16 protein-coding genes are annotated in these 24,181 nt (G+C 73.9%); 6 read left to right on the forward strand and 10 right to left on the reverse strand.

All coding sequences use genetic code 11. The annotated features are described in order from the left end of the window. Positions 1 to 126 precede the first annotated feature (126 nt). Genes LCN96_RS20835 through LCN96_RS20875 form a run of 9 tightly spaced genes read right to left on the reverse strand, consistent with a single transcriptional unit; the run spans position 127 to position 15,815 of the window. A complete protein-coding gene (locus LCN96_RS20835) occupies positions 127 to 501 on the reverse strand; it encodes a FixH family protein (RefSeq protein WP_225274529.1) in 375 nt (124 codons plus the stop codon). After that, positions 498 to 1,850 carry a hypothetical protein gene (locus LCN96_RS20840; RefSeq protein WP_225274530.1) on the reverse strand — a complete coding sequence of 451 codons (1,353 nt, stop codon included), beginning with the start codon at positions 1,848 to 1,850 and terminating at the stop codon, positions 498 to 500. Before LCN96_RS20840 ends, LCN96_RS20835 begins: the two co-directional genes overlap by 4 nt. Continuing rightward, a complete protein-coding gene (locus LCN96_RS20845; RefSeq protein WP_225274531.1) occupies positions 1,850 to 2,350 on the reverse strand; it encodes an acyl-CoA thioesterase in 501 nt (166 codons plus the stop codon). The genes LCN96_RS20840 and LCN96_RS20845 overlap by 1 nt, the downstream gene beginning before the upstream one ends. Continuing rightward, positions 2,323 to 3,657 carry an MFS transporter gene (locus LCN96_RS20850; protein WP_225274532.1) on the reverse strand — a complete coding sequence of 445 codons (1,335 nt, stop codon included), beginning with the start codon at positions 3,655 to 3,657 and terminating at the stop codon, positions 2,323 to 2,325. Before LCN96_RS20850 ends, LCN96_RS20845 begins: the two co-directional genes overlap by 28 nt. Then, the gene (locus LCN96_RS20855; RefSeq protein WP_225274533.1) at positions 3,654 to 4,592 is read right to left on the reverse strand and encodes an AfsA-related hotdog domain-containing protein; all 939 of its coding nucleotides are present in this window, start codon (positions 4,590 to 4,592) and stop codon (positions 3,654 to 3,656) included. Before LCN96_RS20855 ends, LCN96_RS20850 begins: the two co-directional genes overlap by 4 nt. Then, positions 4,589 to 5,341: a thioesterase II family protein gene (locus LCN96_RS20860; RefSeq protein WP_225274534.1), complete on the reverse strand. Its 753-nt coding sequence runs from the start codon at positions 5,339 to 5,341 to the stop codon at positions 4,589 to 4,591. The genes LCN96_RS20855 and LCN96_RS20860 overlap by 4 nt, the downstream gene beginning before the upstream one ends. 4 nt (positions 5,342 to 5,345) lie before the next feature. Further along, complete coding sequence (locus LCN96_RS20865; RefSeq protein WP_225274535.1) at positions 5,346 to 8,384, reverse strand: type I polyketide synthase; 3,039 nt, start codon at positions 8,382 to 8,384, stop codon at positions 5,346 to 5,348. Then, positions 8,377 to 14,109: a type I polyketide synthase gene (locus LCN96_RS20870; protein WP_225274536.1), complete on the reverse strand. Its 5,733-nt coding sequence runs from the start codon at positions 14,107 to 14,109 to the stop codon at positions 8,377 to 8,379. The genes LCN96_RS20865 and LCN96_RS20870 overlap by 8 nt, the downstream gene beginning before the upstream one ends. Beyond that, the gene (locus tag LCN96_RS20875) at positions 14,106 to 15,815 is read right to left on the reverse strand and encodes a fatty acyl-AMP ligase (RefSeq protein ID WP_225274537.1); all 1,710 of its coding nucleotides are present in this window, start codon (positions 15,813 to 15,815) and stop codon (positions 14,106 to 14,108) included. Before LCN96_RS20875 ends, LCN96_RS20870 begins: the two co-directional genes overlap by 4 nt. Before the next feature lie 112 nt (positions 15,816 to 15,927). Here LCN96_RS20875 and LCN96_RS20880 point away from each other — a divergent pair, with 112 nt between their 5' ends. Beyond that, positions 15,928 to 16,584: an HAD family hydrolase gene (locus LCN96_RS20880; RefSeq protein ID WP_225274538.1), complete on the forward strand. Its 657-nt coding sequence runs from the start codon at positions 15,928 to 15,930 to the stop codon at positions 16,582 to 16,584. Between the two features lie 96 nt (positions 16,585 to 16,680). On the opposite strand, the gene LCN96_RS20885 is transcribed toward LCN96_RS20880, so the two are convergent. Continuing rightward, a complete protein-coding gene (locus LCN96_RS20885; protein ID WP_225274539.1) occupies positions 16,681 to 17,310 on the reverse strand; it encodes a MerR family transcriptional regulator in 630 nt (209 codons plus the stop codon). A 150-nt stretch (positions 17,311 to 17,460) separates the two neighbouring features. Between LCN96_RS20885 and LCN96_RS20890 the strand changes: the two genes are divergently transcribed. The 5 genes from LCN96_RS20890 to LCN96_RS20910 all read left to right on the forward strand — a co-directional run bounded on the left by LCN96_RS20890 (position 17,461) and on the right by LCN96_RS20910 (position 24,150). Next, positions 17,461 to 18,456 carry an aldo/keto reductase gene (locus LCN96_RS20890; RefSeq protein WP_225274540.1) on the forward strand — a complete coding sequence of 332 codons (996 nt, stop codon included), beginning with the start codon at positions 17,461 to 17,463 and terminating at the stop codon, positions 18,454 to 18,456. Positions 18,457 to 18,460: 4 nt separating this feature from the next. Then, positions 18,461 to 19,519: a hypothetical protein gene (locus tag LCN96_RS20895; protein ID WP_225274541.1), complete on the forward strand. Its 1,059-nt coding sequence runs from the start codon at positions 18,461 to 18,463 to the stop codon at positions 19,517 to 19,519. Between the two features lie 100 nt (positions 19,520 to 19,619). Further along, positions 19,620 to 21,761: an MMPL family transporter gene (locus LCN96_RS20900; protein ID WP_225274542.1), complete on the forward strand. Its 2,142-nt coding sequence runs from the start codon at positions 19,620 to 19,622 to the stop codon at positions 21,759 to 21,761. Between the two features lie 288 nt (positions 21,762 to 22,049). Next, entirely contained in the window at positions 22,050 to 22,679 is a 630-nt protein-coding gene (locus LCN96_RS20905) for a LuxR C-terminal-related transcriptional regulator (RefSeq protein WP_263657497.1), read from the forward strand. 40 nt (positions 22,680 to 22,719) lie between these two features. Beyond that, positions 22,720 to 24,150 carry an MFS transporter gene (locus tag LCN96_RS20910; protein WP_225274544.1) on the forward strand — a complete coding sequence of 477 codons (1,431 nt, stop codon included), beginning with the start codon at positions 22,720 to 22,722 and terminating at the stop codon, positions 24,148 to 24,150. Positions 24,151 to 24,181: the final 31 nt, after the last annotated feature.

Genomic DNA, 24,181 nt, shown 5'->3' on the forward strand with positions numbered 1-24,181 from the left:
AGCATGCGGCGCCTTGCAGAGCCGGCCCGTTGCTGGCAAGCGCCGGTAGTGCGTTCGGTCGGCTCCCATGACCTGGCCGCCCACGCCGCTCAGCGAGCGTCGCCTCCCGTTGCTCCGGGCGTGTTGTCAGGACGTGACGAGGACGGTCAGCGGGATGACCTCCTCGCCGGCGGCGCCCGACACGCGTACCGAGACCTCCCACACCCCGTCCATCGTGAACAGGTCGCCGTCCGCCCGGAACCGGCCGGGGGCCAGGCGCCGGGCCGCCGACTCCGGGGTGACGTGCCCCATCTGCGGCATCGTGGCCATCACCTCGACCGCTTCGGCCTGGCCCCGCTCCACGGTGATGTCGGCCGTGTCGCCCTGTTCGATCGTGAGCGTGACGGCGTACCGCGCCCCGGCGCCCTGCGCCGTCACCGGGCCGGGGCGCGACAGGCAGCCGACGGCGACGGTCATGGCCGCCGCGGCCAGGCAGGCCCCGGCCAGCAGGCGTCTCATCACGTCTCGCTCTCCGTTCCGACCGTGATGGTGAAGGGCACGGTCTCGATGGTGGAGTTCGTGGCGTACTGGGCCCAGGCGAGGTAGGTGCCCGGGGCGGGGAAGCTGTAGGTGAAGGTCAGTGCCGAGGTGGGGGTGGGGGTGGCGTGCACGTGGCCGAGGAAGGCGCCCGCCTGGTCGCGCACGATCAGGTGGCCTGGCATGCCCAGCCACGGCTGGAGGCGGCCGGTCGTCCGCAGCTCGATGGTGGCTGGGCGGCCTGCCACGGGGCGCGGCGGGAGGATCACCGAGGCTTCGGGCGCGGGTGGCTCAACCGGGACCACCGCCGAGGCCGCCTCCGAGGGCGCCTCCGAGGCCGCCTCCGAGGGCGCCTCCCGAACCGCTCCTGGGGCCGTCTTCGTGCCGGCGACGTCGAACGCGCCGGTGACGAGCTGGCCGCCGGAGTCCGTGCGTTCCAGCTCGGCGTGCGTGAGGTAGCGGCCGGGCCGGTCGGCGCGCAGGCGGACCGCGAGCCGGCCCGGGCCCAGCCTGACGGGGTGGAGGTGGCGGAAGTAGGCACCGTCGGCGCTGGTCACCACCAGGTGGGCCAGCGCCTCGTGATGCAGGGCGAGGTCGTCGACCGGCCGTCCCGTGGAGCCGTCCACGAGATCGACCAGCAGTGTGAACTCCGCCCCCGCCGAAGGCCGCGCCGGCTGCGTGCTGAAGGCCGCCATCAGGTACGGCCGCCCGCCCGGCCCCGTGCCGTCCGGCTCGGCCACCGGAGCGGCGCCGTCCGGGACGGGCTCGGGGAGCTGTGGCGACATCACCGCCACGGTGAGCGCGACCACCCCCAGCACCGCGCCCGCGCGTACCGCCACGGCGGAGCCCCGCCGCGACGTACCGCCCGCCAGCAGCCCGCCCACCACCAGGATTCCGGCCACGTAGAAGCCGCCGTGGATGACCAGCTCCCAGGGCGACGTCGCCGGCACCAGCACGCGCACCGGCAGCACGGAGCGCTCGCCGGTGGTGCTCACCTCCAGCTCGTGCGGCCCCGCCCGGAGCACCTGCATGCTCACCCGGTACGGCCCCGCCCGGCCCGCGGCCAGCCGCACCGCCGCGCGGGACGTCCCCCCGGTCTCGGTGGAGCGCAGCGCCAGCTCGACCGGCAGGTCCGGGACCGGGTGGAACGCCTCGATCTCCACGACGGCGGGTGCGGGAACCGTGCTCACGCCCCGTACCGTGATCGTCAGCTCGGCGCCGGCGATCGTCTGCGCGATCCGCAGGTCCGCCCCGGGGGCGACCACGTGCGCGCCGGCCGGTACCGGCCACAGCGCGAGCAGGAGCAGCGGCAGCAGGAGGGGCAGGATCCGCATCAGTGCAGGTAACGCTTGAGGAAGGTACGCTCGGGGATGGTGAAGCGCCGGGGCTTGGCGGTGTGCGGGTCGAAGGCCATGATCGTCGAGCGGGCCTCGGCGAACACCCCGTCGTCGGAGCAGATCTCGGCGGCCAGCTCGCAGCTGACCCGGTTCACCTTGGTCACCCACGACTCGATCCGCACCGAGCCGTGCCTGAACCGCAGCGGCTTGCGATAGTCGACCTCGTGCCGCACGATGGCGACCCCCACGGCGGGCAGCCCGCTGCGGTCCTCGGGCGGCGCGCCCGCGTAGTCGAGGAAGAGGGCGATCCGGGCGTCCTCCAGGTACTCCAGGAAGCGCACGTTGTTGACGTGGCCGTGGGCGTCGATGTCGGAGAAGCGCACCTGGCGGTGATAGACGTGCCGCCTGGGGGTGTGCAGCACCTCGATCGGCCGGGTGGGGGCCGTGAGCTGGGTGACGGCCTCGGTCATCAGACTCTTGATCGCGTGGGTGTCCATGGTGCTCCCGGTCGTTGGAGTGAAGGTCGTCGGGTGGTCATGGAGCGGTAGGGGATCAGGGTGAGCGCCGCCACGGCCGTGGCGCCGAGCGCCGGCAGCAGCGCGGTGGCCACGCCGGCCCTCGCGAAGCCCTCGGCCGCCCACAGGGTGGCGGCCAGCGTGGGGCCCAGGACGTAGCCGAGGCTTCGGGCGAACTGGAGGTGGCTCGCCGCCCGGCCCGGCGCGTCGCCGGTCATGATCAGGGCGTGCGCCGGGCCGCCGTACAGGCCCATCCCGGCGCCCACCACGGCCAGGCGCAGCGCCACCTCGGCGGCGGACCACGTGGGGGAGAGGGGGAGCAGGAGCGCCAGGCCGAGTGCGGCCGTCGCGGAGCCGGCCAGGGTGACGGTGCGGGGGCCGATCCTCCGGGTCAGGCGGGTGCTCAGTGCGGCGCCCGCGAGGAGCGCCAGGGGGAGGCCCGTGACGGTCAGGCCCACCAGTGGGAGTGCGGCCTGCATGACCTGGCCCTGGAAGAGGAAGAACGGGCTGAGGACGATGACGAGGGCGTCGATGGTGGCCAGCATGGTGACGGCCAGCAGGGCGAGGGGACGGGTGACGGGGCGCGGTGAGGTGGTCGCGGAGCCGGCCGATGCGGGAGGGCTCGTCGGGGCGTTCGGGGCGTTCGGGGCGTTCGGGGCGTTCGGGGCGTTCGGGGTGCGGGTGGTGAGGGCGAGGAGGCAGAGCGGGACCGGCAGGAGGAGCAGGGCGCGCCAGCCGAGCGGGCTCACCAGCCCACCGCCCGCCGCCGCGCCGACGAACCCGCCGAGCGTGGCGCAACAGGCCGTGACCGCCAGCCCGCCGACCCCGCTCCGGTCAGGACCGGTGCCGGACTCCGGGCCGGAGCCCGAGCCCGAGCCCGAGCCCGAGCCGGTGCCGGTGATGGTGATGGTGCCGGTGCCGGTGCCGGACACGGCCAGGACGGCGCTCAGCACGGTGAGGAGCGCGGCGAAGCCGGCCAGCACCAGCCGTCCCGCCACCAGCGCGCCGATCCCGGGCGCCGTCGCGCACCCCACCGAGACCACCCCGAACCCCGCCACCCCCCACACCATCGCCCGCCGCGCCCCCCACCGCCGCTGGAAGACCCCCGCGACGGGAACGAGCACCACGACGCCCAGCGCGTACCCGAGCACCACCCATCGGCTGACCGCCGACGTGGTGCCGAGGTCGCGCTCGACGGCGGGCAGGATGACGTTCCCCGCGCTCAGGTTGAGCGTCAGGGCGAAGGCGATCAGCCCCGCAGCCACGACGGGGGAGCGCAGCCGGCTCATGCCGGGTACGGCCCGAGCTCGATGCCCGCGCTCGCCAGCCGCTTGCCGTACTGGTGCAGCTCCAACCCGACGGTGACGCGCCCGCCGGCGGCCCCCGTCACCTCGGCGGAGCACTCCAGCAGCGCCCCGAACTCGCCGAAGGACCCGAACGTGGTCGAGCAGCCGAGCACCGCCGCGACCGGCGAGGCCAGCTCCCCCGAGCGGACCGCCGCGACGACCGCCGCCTGGCGGAAGCCCTCGACGATGAACGGCCCCGGCACGTGGTCGTAGGCGTGGTCGAAGTAGGACGGGTGCGAGGTGTCGATCACGTACGCGAAGCGCTCCCCGTCGCCGATGACCACGTTGCGCCGGTCGCGCCGCCCGACGAGCGCCGGGTCCAGCGGCGTCACGGCGGCGGCGGCCGGATCCGGCGGCGGCTTGCTCGCCTGCTGGAACTCGCGCAGCGCCGCGTAGTCCTCCTTGCCGAAGAAGACCACGTCGCCGGTGAAGGTCATGGCGGTGGTCGTCCCGATTGTCAGCTCCCCGGACAGCGTCATGTCGCCCAGCTCGCCGCCCTTGGACTTGTCGGTCACCCGGTACCGCAGCACGCCCTGCAACGGCGACCGTTCGTCGTCGCGGTAGGCGTGCAGGTCGTGCACCCGGAACTGCCAGCGCAGCAGGCTGAACGGCAACCCGACGGGCACGCCGAAGTACCGGTGCAGCACGACGAACGAGCCCTGCCGGGCCGCCTCGGCCGTGGAGAACGGGTCGTGGTAGGCGGTGAGCCGGTCGAACCAGAGGCTGTGCGCCCGCGGCACCTGCACGGCCACCAGGAAGTCGCCGTCCGGCCCCGGCGCGGAGTCGGTGACGAACACCTCGCCCACCGCCTGCCTGTGCGCCAGGGAGCGCGGCACGGTCTGGTCGAAGCTCAGCTTTCCGTACAGGTCAGTGGTCACGACGAACTCCTCGTCAGAGCGTGGCGGGGCGCCAGGTGCCGCCAGAGCGTGTCCAGCACCTGGCGTTCGGCGGCGTCGAGGTAGAAGTGGCCGCCGGGGAAGCGGGCGAAGGTGAACGCGCCGCTGGTGTGGCGGCTCCAGGCGGACAGCTCGGCCTCGGAGACCGTCGGGTCGTCCGTGCCGCCGAGCGCCGTGATCGGGCACGACAGCGGCGGCCCCGGGCGGAAGACGTAGGAGACGGCCAGCTCCAGATCCGCGCGCAGGACCGGCGCGAACAGCCGCAGCAGGTCAGGCGACTCCCGCAGCGCGGCGGGGATCCCCTGGTAGACGCGGTCCACGGCCTCGATCAGCTCCTCGTCGCCGTCCGGCAGCGTCAGCGGGTACGGCGTGGCGGGCGTGGCGCGGGCGGAGACCACGAGGTGCTCCGGCGCCCGCCCGGCCAGCGTCAGCGCCCGCCCCACCTCGAAGGCCAGCAGCGCGCCGAGGCTGTGCCCGAACAGCGCGACGGGCCCCGGCACCTCGTCGAGCACGGCGTCGGTGATCTCGGCGACGAGCGGGCTCCACTGCCGGGCGAACGGCTCGCGCACCCGGGTGGCGCGGCCGGGCAGCGTCGCCCCCCACACCTCCACGTCGGGTGCCAGGCCGGCGACCCAGCGGCGGAACATCCCCGGCTGCCCCCCGGAGTGCGGGAAGCACACCAGGCGCAGCGCGGCGGCCGGGTTCTCACCCAGGCAGGTCAGTGCGGTCATCGGCTCAGCTCTCCTTCGCGATCATGGCGGCCAGGTCGAGTGCCGTGCCGCCCTGCATGACCCGCAGCAGCGCCTGCAGCGGCACCGTGACGCCGAGCTCGTTCTCCGCCTGGCCCTTCATCTCGACGATCACCAGGGAGTCGAGGGCGAAGTCGGCCAGCGGCCGGTCCTCGGGCACCTGCTCCAGGTCGTCGAAGCCGAGGGCGTCGGCGATGCGCCGCCGTACGAACAGGGCGATCGTCCCGGTACGCTCGGCCAGCGGCACGGTCGTGACCAGGTCGGCCCGCTGCGGCGCCTCCCCCAGCCAGTGGCGGCGCCGCTGCCACGGATAGGCGGGCAGCGCGACGTCGGCGGGCGCGGCGCCGAGCACCGCCTCCCAGTCCACGTCCAGCCCGGCGCGGTAGAGGTCGGCCAGCGAGCGGTCGAGGGTGGCGGACAGCGGCTGGTCGCGCCGCAGGGTGCCGACGGCCCGGTAGCGGACGCCCGCCTCCTCCAGCGTCTCGCCGAGGTCGCGCAGCAGCACCGGATGCGGCCCCAGCTCCACGAACACCGTCACCCCCGTCGCCGCGATCGCCGAGACGGCGGGGGAGAAGCGCACCGCGTCGCGCAGGTTGCGCCCCCAGTGCGCCGCGCCGAGCTGCCCCGGCTGCACCAGGGCGCCGGTCACGGTCGAGTACATCGGCACCGTGCCAGGGCCGGGCCGCAGGTCCGCCAGCTCGGCGGCCAGCAGGTCGTCCTGACCGTCGAGCATCGGGCTGTGGAAGCCGTAGCGGCTGGGGAGCCTGCGCACGTTCGCGCCGAGCCGTTCCGCCGCCGCGCAGACGGCCGTGACCACCTGGCGCTCGCCGGAGACGACGGTGGAGCGCGGCCCGTTCACCGCGCCGATGCCGGCCCGGCCGCGGTCCGCGCCCAAGGCGTCGATCAGCGCGCGCACCCGGTCGGGCGGCAGCGCGATGCTCGCCATGGCGCCGCCCGCCGCGCCCTCCTCCGCTCGCCTGGCCCGGCGCAGCAGCAGGTCGAACGTCTGGGCGCGGTCCAGCGCGCCCGCCGCGCACGCTGCGGTGACCTCGCCCATGCTGTGGCCGGTGACCGCCGCCGGTTCGATCCCCCAGGACCGCCACAGCGCGGCCAGCCCGAGCTGCAGCGCGCCGATCGCCACCTGCGCGACCTCGGTCTCGTGCAGCCTGCCGCCGTCGGCGAGCTGCTCCAGGACGGACCAGCCGGCCAGCTCGCGGACGACGGCGTCGCACGCCGCCACCTCGGCCGCGACCACCGGCTCGCGCCGCAGCAGCTCGGTGCCCATGCCGGCCCACTGCGAGCCCTGGCCGCTGAAGACGAACGCCACCCGGGGCGGCCGGGGCGGCACGGCCGGGCCGCCGCCCTCCACCTCGCCCAGCCGGGCCATCAGCTCGGCCGGGTCCGTGGCCGCCAGGCACAGCCGGTGCGCCAGGTGCGTGCGGCGCGTCCCCGCCGCCGCGCACACGGCCGCGGCCCGCTCGGTGTCACAACCGACCAGCCGCTCGGCGTACGCCCTGGCCAGCGGGACCAGCGCGGCCGGGTCGCGCGCCGACAGCGGCAGCACCAGCTTGCCCAGCGTGCCTCTACCGGCCGGCACGCCGATGCCGGTCGGCCCGCCTCTACCGGCCGGCGCGCCGGTGCCGGTCGGCGCGCCGGCGCCCGCGTCGATGCTCGCCGGCGGGGCGGAGGGCGCCTGGAGGATCGCGTGGGCGTTCGCCCCGCCGAAGCCGAACGAGCTGACCGCCGCCATCGGCGCGTGCTCGCCGCGCGCCAGCCCGGTGAGCGCGGCCGGCGCCGACAACCGGCTGCCGGTCAGGTCGATCTCCGGGTTGAGCCGGCGCAGGTGCACGTTGGGCGGCACCTGCTCGTGCTCCAGCACCAGCATGGCCTTGATCAGGCCCGTGACGCCCGCCGCGGCCTCCTGGTGGCCGAAGTTCGTCTTCACGGAGCCGAGCGCGCACGGCAGGGTGCCGTCGCCGTACACCTCGCGCAGCGCCTCCACCTCGATCGGGTCGCCCAGCGGCGTGCCCGTCCCGTGGGCCTCGATGTAGGTGACCTCCTCCGGTCGCGCGCCCGCGTCGTCCAGGGCGCGGCGCAGCAGGTCCGCCTGGGCGCGCGGGTTGGGAGCGGTCAGGCCGTTGGTGCGGCCGTCGTGGTTGGCGGCCGTGCCGCGGATCACCGCCCGCACGCGCCTGCCCCCGGCCAGCGACTCGCGGGTGAGCACGAGGACGCCGCAGCCCTCGGCGCGGATGATCCCGTCGGCTGCGGCGTCGAACGTCCGGCACCGGCCGCCCGGCGCCAGCGGCAGCACCTTCTCGGTGACCAGCGTGGAGATCGGGTTGAGGATGACGTTCACGCCGCCGGCCAGCGCGATGTCGCACTCGCCGTGGCGCAGCGCCCGCACCGCGAGGTGCACGGCCATCAGCGAGGAGGAGCAGGCGGTGTCCACGGCGAGGCTGGGGCCGCGCAGGTTCAGCAGGTAGGACACGCGGTTGGCGAGCACGCTGTGGGCACCGCCCGGGGCCGTGTAGGTGTTGATCGAGGCGGGCTCGCCGTACTGGAGGGTGAGGTAGTCGCTGTTGTAGACGCCGAGGAACACGCCGGTGCCGGCACGCTGCAACGTCTCCAGCGGCAGCCCCGCGTCCTCCATCGCCTCCCAGGCGACCTCCAGGACGAGCCGCTGCTGCGGGTCCATCTTGGCCGCCTCGGCGGGCGCGATGCCGAAGAAGCCGGCGTCGAAGCCGTCCACCTCCGTCAGCAGCCCGGCCCAGCGGCCGTTCTCGACGCGGTCGGCGGGCTTGGGACGGTGGCCGTCGAGCGTGTCGACCGACGGCGTGACGGCGTCCACGCCGTCACGCAGCAGACTCCAGAACGCCTCCAGGTCCGCCACGTCGCCCGGCAGGCGCACCCCGGCGCCGAGCACCGAGATCGGCTCGTGTGCCGCGCGTTCGGCCGCGGCCAGCCGGGCCCGCGTCTCGCGCAGCTGCACGAGGGCGCGCTCCAGCAGCTTGCGCTGGTCAGTCATGCCGTCCTCCCTTCAGGTCGAGCTCCTCGGCCAGCAACGCGGCCAGCTCCTCCTCGTCGAGCGCGGCCAGCTCGTCCGGTACGTCCGTCTCCTGCTCCGCCTCTGCTTCCTGTACGGCGGGCCGCTCGTCCCCGATGCGCTGCACCAGGCCGTCCGCCAGCGCCTCCACCGTCGGGAAGGTGTAGACGACGGTGGCCGACAGCCGCAGGTCCAGCCCGCTCTCCAGGCGGGTGCGCAGCTCCATGGCCATCAGCGAGTCGAAGCCCAGCTCCTGCAGCGGGGCGGAGGTGTCCAGGCTCTCGGGGGACCGGCCGAGCACGGCGCCCACCTGCTCCAGCAGGAAGCGGCGCAGGACGTCCAGCCGGGCGGCGGCGCCGGTGGCGGCCAGGACGGCCGCCTTGATCGCGCCGCGTTCCGCGCCCGCGACCGGCCTGTCGGCGCTCACCTGACCGTCCAGCATGCGGGCCAGGTCGGGGCCGAGCCCGGCCCTGCCGAACGCCGCCCAGTCGAACGCCGCCGCCACCAGGTGCCGCCGGCCGCTGCCGAGCGCCTCCTCCAGCAGGTCCAGCGCCACCTCGGGGGACAGCGGAGGCAGGCCGCGCGCGGCCAGCCGCTCGACGCCGCCGGCCTCCACCGCCAGCCCGGTGCCCGACCAGGTGCCCCAGTCGATGCTCTGCGCGGGCAGGCCGAGGGCGGCGCGGTGCTCGGCCAGGCCGTCCAGGAACGTGTTCGCCGCCGCGTAGGCGCCCTGGCCGGGAGAGCCGAACAGTCCGGCCAGCGAGGAGAACAGCACGAAATGCTCCACCGGCAGGCCCGCCGTCAGCGTGTGCAGGTTCCAGGCGCCGGCCGCCTTGCCGGCCAGGGCGCGGCGCAGGAGGTCGTCGTCCAGCGTGGCGATCAGCGCGTCCTCCAGGACGCCGGCCAGGTGGAACACGCCGGCCAGGTCCTCGGGCAGTGCCCTGGCCACCTGGCCCGCGTCGGCCAGGTCGGCGAGCTCCACCCTGATCCTGGCGCCCGTCTCGCGCAGCTCCTCCAGCACGGCGCGCGCCTCGGGGCCGGGGGCGGTGCGGCCGGTCAGGACCAGCTTGCGCGCGCCCCGCTCCACCAGGCGGCGGGCCACGTGGAGGCCGAGCGCGCCGAGGCCGCCGGTGATCAGGTACGGGCGGTCGGGCCTGATGGGCGCCTGGTCGCCGGAGCCCGCCGGGGCCGGGACGAGCCTGGGCTCCAGCAGGGCGGCGTCGCGGACGCGGAGCTGGCCCGGGGTGTCCTGGGCCCGTAGCGCCGTCACCAGGGTGTCGAGGTCGGCGCGGGTGGGGGAGTCCGGCAGGTCCGCCAGGGCGGTGGACAGCTCCGGGTGCTCGTTGGCGAGCACTCTGCCGAGGCCCCACACGGCCGCGCCTGCGGGGCCCGCGGTGAGCAGCCACAGGCGTGGGGGCTGGCCCAGCCAGGTTCGGCGGATCAGGTCGCGGGCCAGGGCGAGCGCCTTGGAGGCGTGGGCGTGCAGCGGCTCGACGCTCGGCCGCGCTTCTGCGCCCGGCTGCAGGCCTGCGCCCGGCTGCAGGTCTGCGCCTGCCTGCCGGTCTGCGCCTGGTTGCGCTCCTGCGCCTGCCTGCAAGCCCGTGCCTGGTGGCGGTGCGTCGCTCAGGGCGGTGCCGGTCGTGGCGCGGGTGTCCAGGACGCCGCGCAGCCCGCCGTACCGGGTCGCCGCCTCGTCGAGCAGGTCGTCGAGCGGGCGGTCGCCGGCGGTCAGGAGGTAGGGCTCGCCGGCCGCCGCGAGGCGTTCCGCCAGGCGCTCGCCCACCGACGCGGGGCCGCTGGCGGGGACCGGGTCGGCGAGCACCAGCCAGCCGCCCCCGCCCGTCACGGCCGGGCCCGGGACGAGCGGCTGCCAGCGCAGGGTGTAGAGCCTGCCGTCCTCGGCGGGCCGGCGCCGGATCAGGCGGATGCGCAGCCCGGAGACGGCCCAGATCACCTCACTCGCCGCTGCGTCGGGCTGCGACCGGATGGTGACGTCGGCGACCAGCTCGTTCGGGCCGAGCTCCCGGATGACGGCGTGCGCCGTGCCCCGCCGTACGGCCTCGCCCGCGCCCCGCGACCACACGCGCCCGGCCCCCGCGGGCAAGGGCAGCACCCCGGCGGACAGCGCACCGCCCGCCGCCGCGGCGACCGTGTGGAAGCAGGCGTCGAGCAGCGCGGGATGCAGCGGAGAGAGATCACCGCCGAGCCCGCCGGGAAGCTGGAACGTCCCGACCGCCTCCCGCCCACCGGTACGCAGCCCGGTCAGCCCCCGGAAGCGCGGCCCGTAGTCGAGCCCCGCCGCCGCCAGCCGTTCGTACAGCTCCGCGACCTGCACCTCACCCGGCAGATCGAGGGGCACAGCCGGGAAGACGGGCGGCGCGACGTCCCCGGCGACGTCCCCGGCGACGTCCCCGGCGACGGTGCCGCGCGCGTGCACGACAGGGCCGGCGCCCCGGTCGGAGGTGATCGTGAAGGCCAGCCGCCCCGGCTCCGACGGGCGCATGGCGAGCTGGAGCCCGGGGTCGCCGTCGGCCGGGCAGGGGTGGGCGAAGACGACGTCCTCCAGCACCACCGGCCCGGGACCGGCGGCCTGCGCGGCCGTCGCCAGCCAGTAGGCGCCCGGCACCAGCGGCACGCCGTCGGCGACGTGGTCCGCGAGCTCCGGGGCGCCGCCGAGCGACAGCGGCCACAGCCGCAGATCGGGCGCGGCGCCCACCTTCAGCCGGGCGCCCAGCAGCGCGCCGCCGTGACCCGGCGGGACGACGGCCGCGCCGGGCGTGGCCCGGAGCAGGGGGAAGCGCTGCCGGTCCCACCCGTGGGGCGGGAGGGGGACGTGCGCGGCGCCGGCGTACAGGGCGTCCCAGGCGATGGTGGCGCCACCGGCGTACAGCTCGCCGAGGGCGCCGAGCAGGGCGCGGGCCTCGTGTTCGTCCCGGCGTACCGAGGAGACGATCTCCACAGGCCGGTCGAGGTGAGCGGCCAGCTCCGCCACCGAGCGGGTGAGCACGGGGTGCGGAGCCACCTCCACGAACAGCTCGTGCCCGCCGCCGATGAGCTGCTCCAGCGCGGGCGAGAAGAGCACGGGCTCGCGGACGTTGCGCCGCCAGTAGGCGGGACCCAGCTCGGAGCCCGCCGCGGGCTCGGCCGTGACGGTCGAGTACAGCGGGGTCGTCGCGGGCCGGGGTGCGAGCCCGTCGAGCGCCGCGGACAGCTCGTCCTGCAGCGGCTCGACCTGGGGGCTGTGCGCGGCGAAGTCGACGGCGACGCGCCGGGCGAACACCCCGCGCGCCTCCAGCTCGGCGATCACCTCGTCCAGCGCCGCCGGCTCGCCGGACAGCACCGTGGCGCGCGGCCCGTTGACGGCCGCGACGGAGAGCCGGTCGCGGCGGCCCGCCAGCGTGCGGTCCGCCTCCTCGGCGTCCAGTTCGACCAGCGCGAGCCCGCCCTGCCCGGTGAGCCGGGTCAGCAGCCTGCTGCGCTCGCAGACGACGCGGGCGGCGTCCTCCAGCGACAGCGCGCCGGCCACGTGCGCGGCGGCGATCTCGCCCATGCTGTGCCCGATCACGGCGGCCGGCTCCACGCCCCACGCCCGCCACGTCTCGGCCAGCGCCACCTGGTAGGCGAACAACGCGGGCTGGACGTGCGCGGTGCCCCTGGGGGTCAGGCCGCGCTCGTCGTCCCACAGCGGTTCGCCGATCAGGCGGCTGATCGCGGCGTCGCAGCGGCGGATCGCCGCGCGGAAGGCGGGCACGGCGTCGGCGAGCTGCTTGCCCATGCCCTCCCACTGAGCGCCCTGGCCGGGGAAGACGAGGGTGGGGCGCTGGGTGCGCCGCTTGCGGGCGCTCGCGGCGTCGTAGGTCCGCGCCAGCTCGGCCAGCTCGTCCGCCAGCTCCTCGGGCGAGGAGACGACCACGGCGGCGCGGTGGCGGTCGTGGTCGCCGCGCAGGGCCGCCGCCGCTGCCGCCGCGGCCAGCCAGGCCGTGTCGCCGGCCCTGCCGCGCGCCTGCTCGGCCAGCGCCGCCGCGCGGCGCCGCAGGGCCGCCTGGGAGCGGGCGGAGATCGGGAACAGGTGCAGCTCGGCGCCCTGGCCCTGCTGGTCGCGGGGCTGCTGCGGCGGCGCCGACGACAGCACGACGTGGGAGTTCGTCCCGCCGAAGCCGAACGAGCTGACCCCGGCCGTGGCGTACGCCGGCGACGACGGCGTGGCGGAGGCCGGCTGCGGCGGTTCGGCGGGGGATGACGGCCACGGTTCCGCGCGGTCCTGGACGGTGACGGGCAGGCGGTCGAGGCCGAGCAGCGGGTTGGGCTTGGTGAAGTGCACGGTCGGCGGCAGCTCGCCATGGTGCAGCGACAGCGCCGCCTTGATCAGCCCCGCGATCCCCGCCGCCGCCTCCAGGTGCCCGACGTTCGACTTGGCCGAGCCGATCCGCAGCGGACGCTCCTGCGGCCGGCCCGGCCCGAGGACGGTGGCCAGGGCGGCCACCTCGATCGGGTCGCCGACCGCCGTCCCTGTGCCGTGCGCCTCGACGTAGTCGACCGTCGCGGGATCGACGCCCGCAGCCGCGTACGCCGCGCGCAGCACCTCCTCCTGGGCCGGGCGGTTCGGCGCGGCCAGGCCGTTGGTACGCCCGTCCTGGTTGACGGCGCTGCCGTGGATGACGGCGTAGACGCGGTCGCCGGCGGCCAGCGCGGCGGACAGCGGGCGCAGCAGCACCACGCCCGCGCCCTCGCTGCGCACGTACCCGTTGGCCCGGTGGTCGAACGGCTTGCACCGCCCGTCGGGCGCCATCAGCCGGCCCTTGCTGAAGCTGAGCGCGATGCGCGGGCTGGTGATGACGTTGACGCCGCCGGCCAGCGCGAGGTCCGCCTCGCCGGCCCGCAGCGCCTGGCAGGCCAGGTGCACGGCCACGAGCGAGGAGGAGCAGGCGCTGTCGACGACCACGCTGGGGCCGCGCAGGTTCAGGCAGTACGACAGCCGGTTGGCGATGACGCTGAGCGCGGCGCCGGTGCCGTCGTAGGCCTCCGGCTCGGCGCCCGAGCTGAGCAGGGAGGCCCCGTGGTCGTAGGTGGAGGCGCCGACGAAGACGCCGGCCCGCGCGCCCGACAGGCTGGAGGCGGGGACGCCCGCGTCCTCCAGCGCCTCCCAGGCCACCTCGAGCAGCAGGCGCTGCTGCGGATCCATCCGGGCCGCCTCCCGCGCGGAGATGGCGAAGAAGTCGGCGTCGAAGCTCTCCACGTCGTCGAGGAAGCCGCCCCACCGGGTGTTCATGCGGCCGGGGCGGTCGGGGTCGGGGTCGTAGAGCGCCTCACCGTCCCAGCGGTCGGCCGGCACCTCGCGGATGGCGTCCACGCCCTCGCGCAGCGCGCTCCAGAAGCGCTCGGGGCCGTCGGCGCCCGGCAGGCGGCAGCCGATGCCGACGATCGCGATGGGCTCACCGTGCGTGGCGTCCGCGCGGGCCTCCGGCTGCTCCCCGGAGGAGGTGAGGAAGGCGGCCACCGCCTCGATGGTCGGGTAGTCGTAGGCGATCGTGGGCGACAGGGACCGGCCGCTCCAGCGTTCCAGGTCGCCCGCGAGCTCGACCGCCTGCATGGACGAGAGCCCGAGCTGGGAGAACGGCGTATCGGGCGACAGGTCGGACACCGGCGCCGACAGCAGCTCGGCCGTGCGCCGCAGCAGCCACTCGACGGTCTCCTGGTGCGTGGTCATGACGCTCCTTCGAGCTGGAGTGCGGGCACGGCGGCCGTCAGCGTGCCGCTCTCGTGCGCGGCGCGGCAGGCGCGCCGCTGCAGCTTGCCGCTGGACGTCTTGGGCATGGTGCCGGCCGCGATCAGCACGACCTCGTCCACCTGGACGCCGTGCCCGGCGGCGACGGCGGTGCGGACGGCCGCGCGGACCTGCCCGAGCTGCTCCTCGGTGGCGCCGGGCTTGACCTCGGCGACCACGACGAGCGGCGCGTCGCCGAACGCCACCACGCAGCCCCGCCTGACCATCGGGTGCGCCGTCTCGGCGGTCGCCTCCAGGTCCTGCGGGTAGTGGTTGCGCCCGCCGACGATGATCAGGTCCTTGAGCCGTCCCGAGACGAACAGCTCGCCGTCGTGCAGGACGCCGAGGTCGCCGGTGCGCAGGAACGGGCCCTCGAAGGTGTCGGTCAGGCGGGCGCCGAAGACCTCCTCGCTCTCCTCCGGCCTGCCCCAGTAGCCGTCGGTCACGTCGGGCCCGGCGAGCCAGATCTCGCCCACGTGGCCGGGCCGCACGGGCAGGCAGGTCACCGGGTCCACGATCTCCAGCCGCCGGCGCGGGCCGGGGCGGCCGGAGCCGACGATGCGGTGGCCGCCGCCGGTGACCAGCCGGCCCTCCTGCAGCTCGTCGAGGTGCACGTCCAGGGTGACGGGGCCGCCGCCGACCGGCGAGCCGGTGGCCATCAGCGTGACCTCGGCCAGCCCGTAGCAGGGGTACAGGGCGCGCGGGTCGAGCCCGTGCGGCGCGTACGCGGCGGTGAACGCCTCCAGCGTGCTCGCCCGTACCGGCTCGGCGCCGTTGAAGGCGGCCCGCAGGCTGCTCAGGTCCAGACCCTGCCGATCCTGTACGGGCACCCGCCGCACGCACAGCTCGTAGGCGAAGTTCGGCCCGCCGGACACGGTCGCCCGGTAGGTGGAGATGGCCCGCAGCCAGCGGACCGGCTGCTGCACGAACGCCAGCGGCGGCATGAGCACGGCCTCGCAGCCCGCGTACAGCGCGAGCAGCACGTTGCCGATCAGCCCCATGTCGTGGAAGAGCGGCAGCCAGCTCACGATGACCGAGTCCTGGCTGAAGTCGCCGATCTCGTGCAGCAGCCGCTCCTGGGCGAGCAGCGCCCGGTGGCTGACCATGACGCCCTTCGGCGAGGCGGTGGACCCCGAGGTGTACTGGAGGAACGAGATCCCGGCGGGGTCGGCGGGCACCGGCTCGAAACCGGCCCGGCCCTCGTCGATCTCGTCGGCCCCGAGCCACGGCAGCGCCGCGATCTCGGGGGAGTTGTCGCGGATGAACCGCTCGTACCCGTCAGGTCCCGCGAACAGGACCACGGCGGGCGCGCAGTCCTGGGCGATGGCCCGCAGGTTCGACGTGCCGCGCCGGGCGTCGAACGGCATCGGCGGGTAAATGGGGACGGCGATGACGCCGGCGTACTGACAGGCCAGGAACGCGCGGATGAAATCGGCCGAGTCGGGTGCGAGGATCAGGGCGCGCTCGCCCGGCGCCGCGTGTTCGGCGAGCCGGGCGGCCAGCGCGCGGACCTCCAGTTCGAGCCGGGCGAAGGTGAGCGAGTGAGATTCACGCTCGCCGTCCGGGAGAAAGCGGTAGACGACTTTGGCGGCGTTCTCCCGGGCCCGGAAAGCGAGTAACTCCCCGAGAGTCTCTGCAAAGGGAATCATGCGGAGTAATGTAACCAGCCACGGAAATGCTGAAAATGGCTTTGATCCGGACGTGATCGGGGTTTGATGCGGGCCTGACAAGGGGCTGAGAGAAATGTGTCAGGGTAATGTCGTGACGATTTCCATAAAAGCCGTCTGGACGGATTTCGGCGGGGTCCTCACGCCGCCCGTCGGCGAGACGTTCGCGGCCTTCTGCGCGAAGACCGGCCTGCCGCCCGACCCGTTGCTGACCGCCGTCGCGACCGTGACCGCGAGCTACGGCACCGACGACTTCATGCTGCCCCTGGACACCCCGCTGGTCACCGAGGAGGAGTGGCTGCGGCAGATCGCCGCCGAGCTGGCCGCCCACGGGATCGAGGCGCCGATGATCAGCTTCGCCGACGCCTGGTTCGACGGCAGGCGGACCAACGTCGAGTGGCTCGCGCAGCTGCACCGCGTGCGCGAGCGTGGCCTGTTCGTCGGGATGTTGTCGAACATGCCGCCCGCGTGGGAGCCGCACTGGCGGCGCATGGTCCCGCCGGAGGGCGTCTTCGACGACGTGGTCAACTCCGCGCAGGTCGGCTGCCGGAAACCGGACCCGGAGATCTACGAGCTGGCCGCCGCCCGCGCCGGTGTGCCGGCGGAGCAGTGCGTGCTGATCGACGACCTGGCCAAGAACTGCGCGGGGGCCAGGGCCGCGGGGTGGCAGGCGATCGAGTTCGCCGATGCCGCCGCGGCGGCCGAGGAGCTGGACATGCTGCTCGGCCAGTCGCGGGTGGGCGCGCCCTAGGCGATGCGCTCAGCCGAGCTGGACACGCTGCTCGGGCGGTCGCGGGCGGACGCGCTGCTCGGGCGGTCGTGGGTGGGCACGCCCTGGCCGGTGTGCTCAGTCGAGCTGGGCGTCGCCGTAGGCCACGTCCTCGTGGGCGAACCTGCGCAGCGCGCTGAAGACGACGTCGCCGAGCGCCGTCCAGACCACGGCGGTCTCGAGGATGGCCTCGGGCTCGGAGTCCTGGATGAGCTGGCCCAGCTCCGCCTCGGCGACCTCGCGGGCGGCCCTGGCGTAGATCTCCAGCAGCTTGAGCTGGTCGGTCTTGCCGAGCCGGTGCAGCGTGGCCAGCGCGGAGGCCAGCGTCAGGCGGGCGGGGTTGGTCGGGCGCACCTTCCAGCCGAGCCGCTCGATCAGCGCCTGGGTCTCCTCCTCGGCGGACTGCCAGGCCTCGTCCTTGGCCACCTTCGGCGTGACGGTCATCGCGAACTGGGCCTTGCCCGCCTGGTCGATGAGGCTCATGCCGGGGGCGTCCATCTTCTCCAGGACGTCGCGGGTGGCGGCGACGCTGAGCCCGCCGACCTCCAGCAGCGCCCGCACCAGGCGGAGCCTGCGGACGTGCTCCTCGGTGTATTGCGCCTGGTTGTAGCTGGTGCGCTCGCCGGGGGACAGGAGGCCTTCGCGCAGGTAGTACTTGATCGTCGGGACGGGCACGTCGGCCCTGCGGCTCAGCTCCGCGATGCGCATGGTTCCTCCCCTTTCGCCCAACTCGTACCCACGAGCTGGCCCTTGCCAACCCATCGAAAAGGATAGTAGACAGTTCTCGTATCCATTTTTCGACCGGCCTGGGAGTTGATCGTAATGGACTACCGACCACTTGGTCGGACTGGCTTGAAGGTGAGTCCGATCTGTCTCGGCGGGATGATGTTCGGCTGGTGGGGTGAGAACGGCCCGGAAGAGACCGGGAAGCTCATCCAGCGGGCCCTCGACGCCGGGGTGAACTTCATCGACACCGCCGACGTCTACGCCAACGGCGAGTCCGAGGAGCTGATCGGCCGCTACCTGGCCGAGAGCGGCCTGCGCGACGAGCTCGTGCTCGCCACCAAGGTCCACGGCCAGATGGGCGAGGGCCCCAACCGCGGCGGCAACAGCCGGGCGTGGATCATGCGGGCCGTCGAGGACAGCCTGCGCCGCCTGCGTACGGACCGGATCGACCTCTACCAGATCCACCGCCCCGACCCCTCCGTGGACCTCGACGAGACGCTGGGCGCCCTGACCGACCTCGTGCGCGCCGGCAAGGTGCGCTACATCGGCTGCTCCACCTTCCCCGCCCACCGGGTCGTCGAGTCCCACTGGGTCGCCGAGCGGCGGCACAGGGAGCGGTTCGCCAGTGAGCAGCCTCCGTACTCGATCCTGGCCCGCGCGGTCGAGGCCGACCTGCTGCCGGTGTGCCGGCAGTACGGCATGGGCGTGCTGGCGTGGAGCCCGCTGGCGGGCGGCTGGCTGTCCGGGCGCTACCGCGAGGGCGCCGAGCTGCCGCAGAGCAGGCGCGCCGCGCTGCTGCCCGCCCGCTACGACATGGAGCTGGAGGAGAACCGGCGCAAGCTCGCCGCGGCCGAGCGGCTGGCGGTGCTGGCGGAGCAGTCGGGGCTGTCGCTGGTGCAGCTCGCGCTGCAGTTCGTGATGCAGCACCCGGCGGTCACCTCGGCCATCATCGGCCCGCGCACCATGGACCACCTGGAGAGCCACCTGCAGGCCCTGGACGCCCGGCTCACGGCCGACGTGCTGGACGCCATCGACGAGATCGTGCCGCCCGGGCTGACGATCAACGCCGCCGACACCGGGTGGCGGCCGCCCGAGCTGCTCGACCCCGCCCTGCGGCGCAGAGGGTAGCGCGATGACCGCGACGACCGCCGTGGTCGCCACGCAGGAGCGGGCGACCGTACGCGAGGACCTGGTCACCGTCCTCTGCGGCACCATCATGATCTCCGGCCTGGCCATCGACGGCTGGGCGCACAAGAACGTCATCGACACCCTGGAGGGGTTCTTCACGCCCTACCACGCGGTGCTCTACCTCGGTTACGGCCTGACCGCCGCCTGGACGTTCCGGCTGGCGTACGTGCGGCGCGACCGCCACCCGCAGTGGTGGCGCGACGGCTGGCCGGAGGGGTACCGGCTGGGCGCGATCGGCGCGCTGATCTTCTTCGCCGGCGGGTTCGGCGACATGATCTGGCACCAGACGATCGGCATCGAGATCGGCCTGCTGCCGTCCTTCAGCCCGACCCACATCATCGCCACGCTGGGCGGCGTCATCCTGGGCACCAGCCCGCTGCGGTCGTGGTGGGCGTCGGGGGAGGGCGGCCTGCGCGCGCTGGCGGGCGTGGCCTCCATGACGTACGCGGTGATGGGCCTGCTGGTGCTGCTCAACTACGGCGCCTCGATGATGACGATCGCGCCGACCCGGCCGTACGAGCCCGTGCTGGGCGACTACGGCGGGATCATCGACACGCCGGACGAGTTCCTGGTCGTGCAGGGCGTCTTCAGCTACCTGATCACCACGCTGCTGGTGACGATCCCGCTGCTCATGATGCACCGGAGGCGGGCCACCATGTTCGCCGGCACCGCGCTGGTGCTCGGGGTGGCGATCCGGCTGATGGTGATCAACGAGTTCCCGCAGCCGCACCTGACCGTCGCCGCGGGCGCGCTGGCCGCCGCCCTCCTCGCCGACGGGCTGATGGTGCGGCTCGACGCCGTACGAGGGCCGCATGCGCCGCTGCGGCTGCCCGTGGCGGGCGCGCTCTACGCCGGGCTGGTGTGCGCGGGGCAGCTCCTGGGCCTGCACCTGGCGGCGGGGGTGCGCTGGTCGCCGGAGATGTGGGCGGGCACGGTCGTGCTGACCGTGCTGCTCGGCGGGCTGCTCGGGGGGCTCGCGGCCCGGCCACTTGTTCATCGATAGTGGAAAGCTCTACTATCGGTATCTGAGTTACCTCGTCGAGGGAGAGATGATGTTTGCGACCATCGGCCGCTTCGTAGTCAGGCGCCGAACATGGGTGTTCGTGACCGCGATCCTGTTCGTCGTCCTGGGCGGCGTCTGGGGCTCCGGGGCGGGTGGCGTCCTGGGCGGCGGCGCCGGGCTCGACAACCCCCATGGCGAGTCCTCCCAGGCCAACAGCCTGCTGGCCGGCACACTCGGCCGGCACGTCGCGGACGTCGTGGTCATGTATGAGAGCCCGACCATGTCCGTGGACGACCCGGGCTTCAAGCAGCGGGTCGAGGCGGTCGTCGCCAAGCTGCCCAAGGACTCCTACGAATGGGTGGAGACCTACTACTCCACCGGCTCCACCGACTTCGTCTCGGAAGACCGGCACAAGACCTACCTGGCCATGCAGCTCCCCGGCGCCGTCGAGGAGGAGCAGGTCGTCGTCTACAACCAGATCCTGCCGCTGTTCGACGCCCCCGACCTCACCGAGCGCTTCGGCGGGCTGACCGCGGTGGGCCAGCAGTTCAACGCGATCAGCAACCGCGACCTGGCCAGGGCCGAGCTGCTGTCGTTCCCGCTGCTGATCATCCTGCTGCTGGTGGTCTTCCGCAGCCTGATCGCCGCCTCGCTGCCGCTGGCCATCGCCATCCTGGTGGCGGTCGGGTCGCTGGTGGTGCTGCGCATCGTGGGCGGGCTCGTCGACCTGTCCACCGCCGCGATCAACGTGGTGGTGATCCTCGGGCTGGGGCTGGCGACCGACTACGCGCTGCTCATCGTCAACAGGTTCCGAGAAGAGCTGGCCGCCGGGCGGGAGGTCGAGGACGCCGTCGTCCGGGCGACCGCCACGGCCGGCCGCACCGTCGCCGTCTCCGGCATCACCGTCGCGGTCACCCTGGGCGGCCTGATCGTCTTCCCGTCCCGGTTCCTGACCTCGCTGGCCTACGCCGGCGTGAGCGTCGTGCTGTTCGCCGTGATCGCCGCGCTCACCGTGCTGCCCGCGCTGCTGTCGGTGGCCGGCCGCCGCATCGACTCGCTGCGCATCCCGCTGCTCGGGCGGCGCCGCCCGGAGGCCGAGGGCACCGGGTGGTACCGCACCGCGCACCGCGTCATGCGCCGCCCGGTCACCGTCGTGCTGGGCATCACCCTCGCGCTGGGCGCGCTCGGCGTGCCGCTGCTGGGCGCCGTGTGGACCAGGCCGGCCGAGTGGGCGCTGCCCGCCGACACCGACAGCGTCGTGGTGACCAGGCAGCTCGCCGAGGAGTTCCCGTACGACCCGACCAAGGTGATCAGCACGGTCGTGCGCATGCCGGGCCCGGCGGACACGCCGGAGGCCAAGGCGCAGCTCGACGACTTCGCCCAGCGGCTCGACCGGATCGAGGGCGTGGACCGCGCGGAGGTGACCGGCACCGAGGGCGACCTCGCCCGCATCACCCTGGGCTACTCCCTGTCCCCCTACGGCCAGGAGATCAGAGACGTAGTGGTGAAGCTGCGGGCGGAGCCGCCGCCGCCGGGCGCCACCGCGCTGTTCGCCAACCGGCCGGCGGCCATCGTCGACATGCTCACCATGATCGGCAACGGGCTGCCGTGGATGTTGCTGATCACCTCGGTGGTCACGTTCGTGGTGCTGTTCCTGGCGTTCGGATCGGTCACGCTGCCCATCAAGACCGTGCTGATGAATCTGCTGTCGTTGTCGGCCGCGTTCGGCGCGATGGTGCTGATCTTCCAGGACGGGTTCCTGGCGGGGCCGCTCGGGTTCACGGCGCCCGGGTTCATCGACGCCAACATGCCCGTCATGATCGCGGCGATCGCGTTCGGCCTGGCGATGGACTACGAAGTCTTCATGCTGGCCCGCATCCGCGAGCACTACCTGGTCTCGCGTGACCCGGTGGAGTCCGTGGCGGTCGGCGTGCAGCACACCGCGCGCATCGTGACGGCGGCGGCGCTGCTGCTGGGCGTGGTCGTGGGCGCCTTCGTCATCACGAACGTCACCGTCCTGAAGATGATCGGGGTCGGCGTGGTGGTGGCGCTCGTCGTCGACGCGACCATCGTGCGCGGGCTGCTCGTCCCGGCGTCGATGAAACTGCTCGGCCACTGGGCGTGGTGGTCGCCACGGCCGCTGGCGCGCTGGTGGGAGCGGCACGGAATGCCGGAGCCGGAGCAGAGTGCCGCGCCGCCGGCGCCGCCCGTGCACGTCCCGGATACGGCCGTCCGCAACTGAAGAATGGCGGAGCTCGTCCACCTGTGAGCAGGTGGACGGGCTCTCTTTCATGATTGGAAACATCGGGGACATATAATCATCAACAATCTTCATATTAGAATTACATTCGGAGTATTGCTTCGCCCATGACATTCTGGCTATTCTTCTTTTGCACGAGCTAACGTTCCACGGGTTGAATTGCCAATTGTAGAACGGTGGGCTGAACGGGCAATGGGAACGAAATCTCCATCGTTAGCGCATGGATGGAACGGGGGGTTCCCCAGGCCGGCGGGCATCAGGATCGTGATAGTGGACGAGCACACGCTGCTCCGCGAGGTCCTGGGAGAGGTGCTCCTGGCCGAGGACGACTTCTGCGTGCTGGCGGACTCGGCGGACTTCGAGTCGTCCGTCGCGCTGATCGCCAGGACCAGGCCGGACATCGTACTGATCGACATCGACAAGCCGCACGGCAGCCCGGGTGGCGTCGTGCGGCGCCTGCGGGAGGCCTCGCCGCGCTCGGTCGTGGCGGTGCTCAGCATGTACGACGACGCGCGGATCGTGCAGGAGATGATCAGGGCGGGGGTGCGCTGCTACCTGCACAAGGGCATCACGCGGCGAGACCTGGTGGCATCACTGCGCAGCGTGGCGGGGGCCGGCGAGCAGGTGACGCTGACGGTGCCGCACGGCACGATCGCCAATCTGGACGCCGACTTCGCGGGCCCGCTGTCCAGGCGGGAGAAGGAGGTCATCGCGCTCGTCGCGGCGGCCATGAGCAACCGCCAGATCGCCACGCACCTGTCGGTGACGGAGGGCACCGTCAAGCGGCATCTGCGCAACATCTTCCACAAGCTGGGCGCCGTGTCGCGGATCGACGCGGTCAACAAGTACAAGGCGCTCGGCGAGTGCGCGACGTATCCCTGGTCTGCCGCGCGAGTGTAGATAGTGGTAAGCTTAGCTATCCATACTCAGGGAGGCCGCGATGCAGCTGCGCACATTCCTGATCGCGGGCGTCGCCAGTTTCATGGCGGCACTCGACACCCTCGTCGTCACCACGGCGCTGCCCACGATCCGGGAGCAGTTCGGCGCGTCGCTGGAGAGCATGGAGTGGACGGTCAACGTCTTCACGCTCTGCTACGCCGTCTTCCTGCTGACCGCCGCCGCGCTCGGCGACCGGTTCGGCAGGAAGCGGGTGTTCGTGCTGGGGCTCGTGCTGTTCACCGCGTCGTCCGCGGCGGCTGCGTCGGCAGGCTCCATCGGCATGCTGGTGCTCGCTCGGGCGATCCAGGGGCTGGGCACCGCGATGATCATCCCGCTGGCGCTGACGCTCCTGGTCGGCGCCACGCGGCCCGAGCGGCGCGGCGCCGCGATCGCCGGGCTCGGCGGCATGGTGGGCCTCGGCATCGCGCTCGGGCCGTGGATCGGCGGCGCCGTGGTGCAGTACGGGTCGTGGCAGGCCGTGTTCTGGATCAACGTCCCGGTGGGGCTGGTCCTCGTGCCGCTGGCCGCGCTGCTCCTCGCCGAGGGCGGCACGGCGCAGCGGCGGCTCGACGTGCGGGGCATCCTGCTGATGATGACCGGGCTGTTCGGGGTGGTCTTCGGGCTGATCCGCAGCGTCACCCTCGGCTGGGCGCACCTCCAGGTGCTGCTGCCGCTGGTGGCCGGCGTGGCCGTGCTGGTGGTGTTCGCGTGGTGGGAGCGGGTGGCGGCCGAGCCCGTCCTGCCGCCCCGCCTGTTCCGCAGCCGCGGGTTCACGCTGTCCAACCTCGCCTCGACGCTGATGCAGGGCGGCATGCTCGGCACGGTGTTCCTGCTGACGCAGTTCCTGCAGCTCGTGCTGGCCTACGGGCCGCTCGACGCGGGCGTGCGGACGTTACCGTGGACGCTGCTGCCCGCCCTGGTCGCGCCGCTGGCCGGCGTCTTCGGTGACCGGCTCGGGGTCAGGCGGCTGATGGTGGCCAGCGCCATCCTGCAGGGAGCGGCGCTGGCCTGCTTCGCCGTCGTGGTGGCGCCCGCCGTGCCGTACTCACTGCTGTGGCCCGGCATGGTCGTGGCCGGGGCCGGCATGGGCCTGTTCTACGCGGTGGCGGCCAGGCAGCCGCTCGACTTCGTCCCGCCCGCCGAGGAGGGCCTCGCGGCCGGCGTCAACAACGCGATGCGCCAGATCGGGATCGTCCTGGGCGTGGCCGTCCTGGCCGGGGTCTTCGCGGCCACCGGCGGCTACGGCACGCCCGCGCTCTTCGTCTCCGGCCTGCGCGCGTCCCTGTGGGTCGGGGTCGCGATCCTGGGCGTGGCGGCGGTGGCGGCCTGGCTCGTCCCGCCCTCGGCGCCCCGCCCCGACCCCCGACCTCAATCCCTGGCCACAACGGCGAGCGGCGGCGGCGACCAACCGGCACGACCGCTCACGCCATGATCCGCGGCGAAGATCCACCATGAGCCCGGCG

Source organism: Nonomuraea gerenzanensis, from assembly GCF_020215645.1.
GTDB lineage: Bacteria > Actinomycetota > Actinomycetes > Streptosporangiales > Streptosporangiaceae > Nonomuraea > Nonomuraea gerenzanensis.

What these genes read in the sequence shown, in the direction of transcription:
- LCN96_RS20840 (WP_225274530.1), bottom strand. Translation starts at nt 1,850, where the DNA reads ATGCGGATCCTGCCCCTCCTGCTGCCGCTGCTCCTGCTCGCGCTGTGG.
- LCN96_RS20845 (WP_225274531.1), bottom strand. Translation starts at nt 2,350, where the DNA reads ATGGACACCCACGCGATCAAGAGTCTGATGACCGAGGCCGTCACCCAG.
- LCN96_RS20850 (WP_225274532.1), bottom strand. Translation starts at nt 3,657, where the DNA reads ATGAGCCGGCTGCGCTCCCCCGTCGTGGCTGCGGGGCTGATCGCCTTC.
- LCN96_RS20860 (WP_225274534.1), bottom strand. Translation starts at nt 5,341, where the DNA reads ATGACCGCACTGACCTGCCTGGGTGAGAACCCGGCCGCCGCGCTGCGC.
- LCN96_RS20865 (WP_225274535.1), bottom strand. Translation starts at nt 8,384, where the DNA reads ATGACTGACCAGCGCAAGCTGCTGGAGCGCGCCCTCGTGCAGCTGCGC.
- LCN96_RS20870 (WP_225274536.1), bottom strand. Translation starts at nt 14,109, where the DNA reads ATGACCACGCACCAGGAGACCGTCGAGTGGCTGCTGCGGCGCACGGCC.
- LCN96_RS20875 (WP_225274537.1), bottom strand. Translation starts at nt 15,815, where the DNA reads ATGATTCCCTTTGCAGAGACTCTCGGGGAGTTACTCGCTTTCCGGGCC.
- LCN96_RS20885 (WP_225274539.1), bottom strand. Translation starts at nt 17,310, where the DNA reads ATGCGCATCGCGGAGCTGAGCCGCAGGGCCGACGTGCCCGTCCCGACG.
- LCN96_RS20895 (WP_225274541.1), top strand. Translation starts at nt 18,461, where the DNA reads ATGACCGCGACGACCGCCGTGGTCGCCACGCAGGAGCGGGCGACCGTA.
- LCN96_RS20910 (WP_225274544.1), top strand. Translation starts at nt 22,720, where the DNA reads ATGCAGCTGCGCACATTCCTGATCGCGGGCGTCGCCAGTTTCATGGCG.